Source organism: uncultured Salinicola sp., assembly GCF_937921195.1.
Taxonomy (GTDB): domain Bacteria; phylum Pseudomonadota; class Gammaproteobacteria; order Pseudomonadales; family Halomonadaceae; genus Salinicola.
The window spans coordinates 1-6,835 of the sequence record NZ_CALFQK010000002.1 but is presented as its reverse complement, the minus strand read 5'-3'; the positions used below and the strand labels follow the sequence as shown (position 1 = coordinate 6,835).

At 64.7% G+C, this 6,835-nt stretch carries 5 protein-coding genes; all 5 read left to right on the top strand.

What is annotated here, in order from left to right:
* Nucleotides 1–524: type VI secretion system contractile sheath large subunit (locus Q0602_RS00245; RefSeq protein ID WP_298837199.1), on the top strand; the 524-nt coding region annotated here is incomplete at its 5' end.
* A 123-nt stretch (nucleotides 525–647) separates the two neighbouring features.
* Nucleotides 648–1,130, top strand: a complete 483-nt coding sequence (gene tssE / locus Q0602_RS00240) for a type VI secretion system baseplate subunit TssE (RefSeq protein WP_295039633.1) — start codon at nucleotides 648–650, stop codon at nucleotides 1,128–1,130.
* The gene (gene tssF / locus Q0602_RS00235; RefSeq protein ID WP_298837195.1) at nucleotides 1,130–2,965 is read left to right on the top strand and encodes a type VI secretion system baseplate subunit TssF; all 1,836 of its coding nucleotides are present in this window, start codon (nucleotides 1,130–1,132) and stop codon (nucleotides 2,963–2,965) included. The genes tssE and tssF overlap by 1 nt, the downstream gene beginning before the upstream one ends.
* Nucleotides 2,929–4,005 (top strand): type VI secretion system baseplate subunit TssG, encoded by a 1,077-nt coding sequence (gene tssG, locus Q0602_RS00230; RefSeq protein ID WP_295041350.1) that lies wholly within the window; start codon nucleotides 2,929–2,931, stop codon nucleotides 4,003–4,005. The genes tssF and tssG overlap by 37 nt, the downstream gene beginning before the upstream one ends.
* The gene (gene tssH, locus Q0602_RS00225; protein ID WP_298837191.1) at nucleotides 4,002–6,677 is read left to right on the top strand and encodes a type VI secretion system ATPase TssH; all 2,676 of its coding nucleotides are present in this window, start codon (nucleotides 4,002–4,004) and stop codon (nucleotides 6,675–6,677) included. Before tssG ends, tssH begins: the two co-directional genes overlap by 4 nt.
* The last annotated feature ends 158 nt before the right edge of the window (nucleotides 6,678–6,835 follow it).

Here is a 6,835-nt window from a genome sequence, read left to right as displayed (position 1 = left end):
GCGAAGTGGCATTGAAGTGCCCCACCGAGATCTCCATCACCGACCGTCGCGAGAAGGAGTTGTCCGACCTGGGCTTCATCCCGCTGGTGCACTGCAAGGGCACTGACTACGCCGCGTTCTTCGGCACCCAGTCCGCCCAGTTGCCCAAGCAGTACAACACCGACGTGGCCAACGCCAACGCGCGCCTCTCCTCGCAGCTGCAGTACATCTTCGCGACCTCGCGCATCGCCCACTTCATGAAAGCGATCATGCGCGACAAGGTCGGCAGCTTCGCCTCGCGTCAGAACGTGGAGGACTACCTCAACGAATGGCTCTCGCAGTACGTGCTGCTGGACGACAATGCCGGCCAGGAAGCCAAGGCCAAGTACCCGCTGCGCGAAGCGCGCGTGGAAGTCGCCGAGGTCCCCGGCAAGCCCGGCGCCTACAAGGCGGTTACCTTCCTGCGCCCGCACTATCAGCTCGATGAGCTGACCGCGTCGCTGCGCCTGGTGTCAGAGCTGCCGCAATCCACTCGCGGCTCCTGATACGCAGTACGGAGAGCGGGCATCGGCCGGGTGCCGATGCCCGCTCGCGAATCTGGCGGCGATGGCCAGAGAACTCGGCGCCTCTTCCAGCGCCACCAAGATCCATCGTGAGATGAGGATGAGATGAGCGAACCCCTGCAGATGGTTCCGACGCTGCTCGACCGTCTACTCGACGATGAACCGCAGCGCTCGACAGAAGCGCAACCCGGCCATCGCTGTTCGCTGGCCGACTACAAGAGCTCGGTCGTCCGCGATCTCGAACTGCTGGTCAACACCCGGCGGGAACTGGTGGCCGACGGGCTGGATGGCTGGCCGTCACTGCAGGGCACCCTTCTCGACTACGGCCTGCCGGACTTCATCAGCCGTGGCGTCCGCAGCACCGAGGATCGGCGTCTGATCCAGCGTCAGCTCGAACGGACCATCGAACAGGGCGACAAGCGCTTCAGCAGCGTGCGCGTACAACTGCTCAACCAGGATAGTCACGACCGTATTCTCCAGTTCCGCATCGAAGCCGTGCTGTCGCTGAGTGAAGCGAGCCAGCGCGTGGCCTTCGATGCCGTACTGCAAGTCAACACTCGCCAATACAAGGTGCAGAACCTGATCTGATGCTCGACGACCTGCTGCCCTACTACGAGAAGGAACTCTCCCACCTGCGTTTTCTGGGTCAGGAGTTCGCTCAACGGTATCCGAAAATCGCCTCGCGACTGCTGCTCGAGGGGGACTACTGCGAGGATCCCCACGCCGAGCGGATGATCGAGTCTTTCGCCTTCCTCAGCGCCCGGGTGCACAAGAAGCTCGACGACGACTTTCCCGAGATCGTCGAGGCGTTTCTCGACGTTCTCTACCCCCACTACCTGCGTCCGACCCCGGCACTGTCGATCGTCGAGTTCGACCCGGGCGCAAAGACTTCCCTGACCGGCGCTTATCACCTGCCCCGGCACACGGCGCTGCACTCGCGCCCGGTGGAGGACTCCTTCTGCCGCTTCCGCACCTGCTACCCGGTGGATGTCTGGCCGGTGGCGGTGAGCGGCGCCGAACTGACCCGGCTGGAGCGCTCGTCATTCAATGCCCACGGCAACGACAACGTCGCCAAGCTGACCTTGTCGCTCGAGAGCCTCGGCAACACCGATTTTGGCAAGCTGGGCATGGATCGCCTGAGATTCTTCCTCGACGGGGAAGGCACCCTCATGCACCCGCTCTACGAGCTGTTGTTCAACAACGTGGCGCGAATCTCGGTCAGTTTCGTCGATGCCGGCCAGCAGCGTGAAATCGGGCTGGCGCCGGATGCCATCGCCCCGGTCGGCTTCGACCACGACGAAGGGCTGATCGACTACTCCGAGCGCTCGTTTCTCGGTTACCGACTGCTGCACGAGTACTTCACTTTCCCCGAGAAGTTCCTGTTCTTCGACCTGAACGGGCTGGCGAAGCCACTCGCGGGCAAGTCGGTCACACAGATTCAGATCCATTTTCTGTTCCGCGACTACGACCAGCACGAACGGCTGGCCCGTCTCGCGCAGACCGTGGGGCGCCACAATTTCCGTCTCGGCTGCACCCCGGTGGTCAACCTGTTCCCGCAGCAGGCCGAGCCGATCAAGCTCAGCCACACGCGCCATGAATATCCGGTGGTGCCGGACGTACGACATTCACGGTCCACCGAGATCGTCTCGATCGACGAGGTCACGCGGGTGATTCGCACCGCGATGCAGGACGAGGTTGCCCCCTGCCTGCCCTTCTTCGAACCGCGGGACAGTGAAAAGCAGGCACGCCAGAGCTACTGGATCGCGCGACGGGTCGCTTCGGAAAACGCCCGCGACCCGGGCACCGAGATGCGCCTGCGGGTGGTCGATCGCGAGCTGGAGATGCTCGACGCCAGCAGCGACACCCTGAGCCTCAAGCTCACCTGCAGCAACCGCGACCTCCCGCAGTTGATGACCTTCGGCCATCCCCAGGGGGATTTCACCCTCGAACGCGAGCAGGTGGTGCAGCAGATCCGCTGCCTGCGCAAGCCGACGGCTCCGGTACGCCCGCCCATGGGCAAGGGCCTGATCTGGCGCCTGGTCTCGCACCTGTCGCTCAACCATCTTTCGCTGGTCTCCGACGGCCGCGAGGCGCTGATGGAGCTGCTGACGCTCTACAACTATCGTCAGGCGTCGGCGATCCGCAAGCAGATCAACGGCATCTCCTCGATCGCGAGCGAACCGGTGATGACGCGCATCGGTCATCCGCGCCCCGCCTTCGTGCGCGGCACCGGCATCACGCTGGAGCTCGACGAAAGCCAGTTCACCGGCAGCGGCATCTACCTGTTCGGCATGGTGCTGGACCACTTCTTCGGCCAGTACTGCAGCCTCAACAGCTTCACCCAACTCACCCTGCGCTCTCGTCAGCGCGAACAGCGAGTCGCCCAATGGAAGCCGAGAACCGGTACTCAGCCCCTGGTCTGATCGACCAGGCCCGCGCCGAGCCCTGGCGATTCGGGTTCTTCCAGCTCGTGCGCCTGCTGCGGCTGCACTACAGCCGCACCGGGCGTATCGATCCCGAAAACCGCCCCCATCAGGATCCGCTGCGATTTCGCTCGCTGCTCTCGCTGAACTTCCCGCCCAGCGAGATCAGCGACCTCTCCTTCGAGAGCGACAAGGTCCGTTCCGCCAGCGGCGATCCACTGAGCGAGATCCAGGTCACGTTCATGGGGCTGGTGGGGCCGTCCGGCGTGCTGCCGCGCCCCTACACCGAACTGCTGATCAACCGGCATATCGAGAAGCGCGACGATGCCGCCCACGCGTTCATGGATTTCTTCTCGCACCGCATGACGGCGCTGTTCTACGAGGCGTGGCAGAAGTATCGCTTCCATATCGAATACGAACGCAAGGGCAGCGCGGACTTCGAAGACTGGCTGCTGCACCTGGTTGGCTTCACGCCCACCACGCTGGAGAAGACGCTCGCCCGCGACGACGCGCCCGGCTCGCTGCGCCGTGACCTGTTCAGCTGGTTTTCCGGGCTGTGGTCGCAGCGGCCGCGCAATCCGAGCAACCTGCAGTCGATCCTGGAGTACACCTTCCAGCTGCCCTGCCGGGTCGATTCGTTCGCTGGTCGCTGGATACGCCTCGATCCGGACCAGTACACCCGCCTCGGCCAGGCCAACGCCAGGCTCGGAGAGAGCGCCGTGGCCGGCACCCGGGTGCGTGACTATCAATCCGCCTTTCGCGTCTCGTTCGGGCCGCTGAGCCTGAGCGCCTACCGCTCGCTACTGCCGGACACCGAAGCGCACCGGAAGCTCGTCAAGCTGGTGCGTTTCTACGCCGGCATCGAACTCGACTTCGAAATCGAGTTGATTCTCGACAGGCACAGCATTCCCGCCCCCCAACTGGGTGCGGGCGGCAGTATCAACCTGGGGCGGCTGGGTTGGCTCCAACCCTCCGACCGACCGGCCGCCTCCCACGGCCATGCACTCTTCGACATTCCCTACGACGGAGCCACGGCGTGAGTCTCAAATCCCTTTTCGACAAGCTCAACGATCCCTGCCGCGAAGCCACCGAAGGCGCAGCGGCGTTGTGCCTGGCCGAGCGCCAGTACGACGTCGATATCGAGCACCTGCTGCTCAAGCTGCTCGACAGCGACGACAACGACTTCCTGCGCATCGCCCGGCACTACGACGTGTCGCTCGATCGCCTGGCGACGCAGCTCGAGGAGACGGTCTCCACCTTCAAGACCGGCAATACCCGAACGCCCGCCCTGTCGCCACGCATCACCCGGCTGATCGAGCGCGCCTGGGTGATCGCCTCGATCGACCACGGCGAAGCCCAGATTCGCGGCGGCCACCTGCTGCTGGCGCTGCTCAAGGACGACGAACTGCGCCGGGTATTGCTGGATGGCGCCCGTGAGCTCGAGCGGATCAACGTCGACGACCTGCAGGCGCATCTCGACGACCTGATCGGCGGCAGCAGCGAAGATCAGCACGTGCGCCCGCTCGGCGAGGGAACGAACGCCAGTGGCCAGAGCCAGAGCGCTGGCCAGCCATCGGACACCAAGCCCGGTGGCGGCCGCCCCGGCAAGAGCAAGACCCCGGCGCTGGACCAGTACACCATCGACCTGACCGGCAATGCCCGCGCCGGCCGCATCGACCCGGTGCTCGGCCGCGAGGAGGAAGTGCGCCAGATGGTGGACATCCTCACCCGGCGCCGCCAGAACAACCCGATCCTCACCGGCGAAGCGGGTGTCGGCAAGACCGCCGTGGTGGAAGGTCTGGCGCTGCGCATCGTCAATGGCGATGTACCACCGCCGCTCAAGAACGTCGAGCTGCGAACCCTCGACCTGGGCCTGCTGCAAGCGGGCGCCGGGGTCAAGGGCGAGTTCGAGAGCCGACTCAAGAACGTGATCGAGGAGACCAAGCGCAGTCTGCATCCGATCATCCTGTTCATCGACGAGGCCCATACCCTGATCGGCAGCGGCGGACAGGCCGGCCAGGGCGATGCCGCCAACCTGCTCAAGCCGGCGCTGGCGCGCGGCGAACTGCGCACCATCGCCGCCACCACCTGGGCGGAGTACAAGAAGTACTTCGAGAAGGACGCGGCGCTGGCCCGCCGCTTTCAGGTGGTCAAGGTCGAGGAGCCGGCCGAACCAGTGGCCATCAACATGTTGCGCGGCCTCAACGAGCGCATGCAGGATCACCACAAGGTGACCATTCTCGACGACGCCATCGTCCAGGCCGTTCGCCTGTCGCACCGCTACATCACCGGCCGCCAACTGCCGGACAAGGCCGTCAGCGTGCTCGACACCGCCTGCGCCCGGGTCGCCCTGGCGCAATCCTCGCAGCCGGCGGCGCTGGAGGACGCCCATCGTCGCGTCGACAACCTCAACAGCGAGATCGCCGTTCTCCAGCGCGAACAGCGTGAAGGCAGCGATCATGCGGAAACGTTGGCCGCGCTCGACGAACAGCTCACCGCGACCCGCAGCGAGATCGACGATCTCAGCGCACGCTGGGAACGCGAGCAGGAGATCGTGACGCGCCTCAAGGGGTTGGAAGCGGAGCGCGAATCCATCGAGGCCGGCCAGCAGGATGGCGATGGCGACGCGCTGAGCCGGCAGATCGGCGAGGTCCGGCGCGAACTGGCCGCGATTCAGGGCGAGCACTCGCTGGTGCACGGTCATGTCGACGGCAACGTGATCGCCGAGGTGATCTCCAACTGGACCGGCATTCCACTCGGCAAGATGATGCGTGACGAGATCGCCACCGTGCAGCGCCTGCCCGAACTGCTCGGCGAGCGCGTGCTGGGCCAGGATCATGCGCTGGCCGAGATCGGCAAGCGCATCGCCATTTCACGCGCGCGGATGGAGGACCCCAACAAGCCGATCGGGGTCTTCCTGCTGCTCGGCCCCAGCGGCGTCGGCAAGACTGAAACCGCGCTATCGCTGGCCGACACCCTCTACGGTGGTGAGCGCAACGTCATCACCATCAACATGTCCGAGTATCAGGAAGCGCACACCGTCTCCAGCCTCAAGGGCTCGCCCCCCGGCTACGTCGGCTACGGCGAGGGCGGCGTGCTGACCGAAGCGGTGCGCCGCAAGCCCTATAGCGTGGTGCTGCTGGACGAAGTCGAGAAAGCCCACCCGGACGTGCTGGAGCTGTTCTTCCAGGTGTTCGACAAGGGCGTGCTGGACGATGGCGAAGGCCGCGAGATCAACTTCCGCAACACCGTGATCCTGCTCACCTCCAACGTCGGCACCGACGACATCATGCAGCAGTGCCTGGGCGTCGAGTCCCTGCCCGCGCCGGATGCGATCGTCGAGAGCCTGCGCGATCAGCTCAACGCCGTATTCAAGCCAGCGTTCCTGGGCCGGTTGAACATCATTCCCTACTACCCGGTGCAGAAAGAGATTCTGCACAACATCGTTCGGCTCAAGCTCGACCGCATCAAGCACCGCTTCGAATACAACCATCGCGCCGAGTTCGAGTACGACCCGGCGATCATCGAAGCCGTCGCCGAGCGCTGCACCGACAGCGACAGCGGCGCCCGCAACATCGACAACATCCTCTCCGGCAGCCTGATGCCGACCGTCGCCGCCCAGGTGCTGGACAAGATGGCCAATGGAGAGGCGATAGAGAAACTGACGGTCAGCCTCGACGATCAGGGGGAGTTCGCTTACGCGCTGAGTTGAGTCTCGATGAATAACAGTGACATTACGGGAAAAGGTCATGGCCGACTCGATACTGAATAGACTCCTCGACACCTTCGACATCGACCTGTCGCAGTCGCAGCGACTGCTGACCCTCGACATCGCCGGCACCGCCTTCGTGCCCCACCGGCTGGTGGGCG

Bases quoted from the DNA above. Each gene is read 5' to 3' on its own strand.
- tssE (WP_295039633.1), top strand. From the start codon at position 648: ATGAGCGAACCCCTGCAGATGGTTCCGACGCTGCTCGACCGTCTACTC.
- tssF (WP_298837195.1), top strand. From the start codon at position 1,130: ATGCTCGACGACCTGCTGCCCTACTACGAGAAGGAACTCTCCCACCTG.
- tssG (WP_295041350.1), top strand. From the start codon at position 2,929: ATGGAAGCCGAGAACCGGTACTCAGCCCCTGGTCTGATCGACCAGGCC.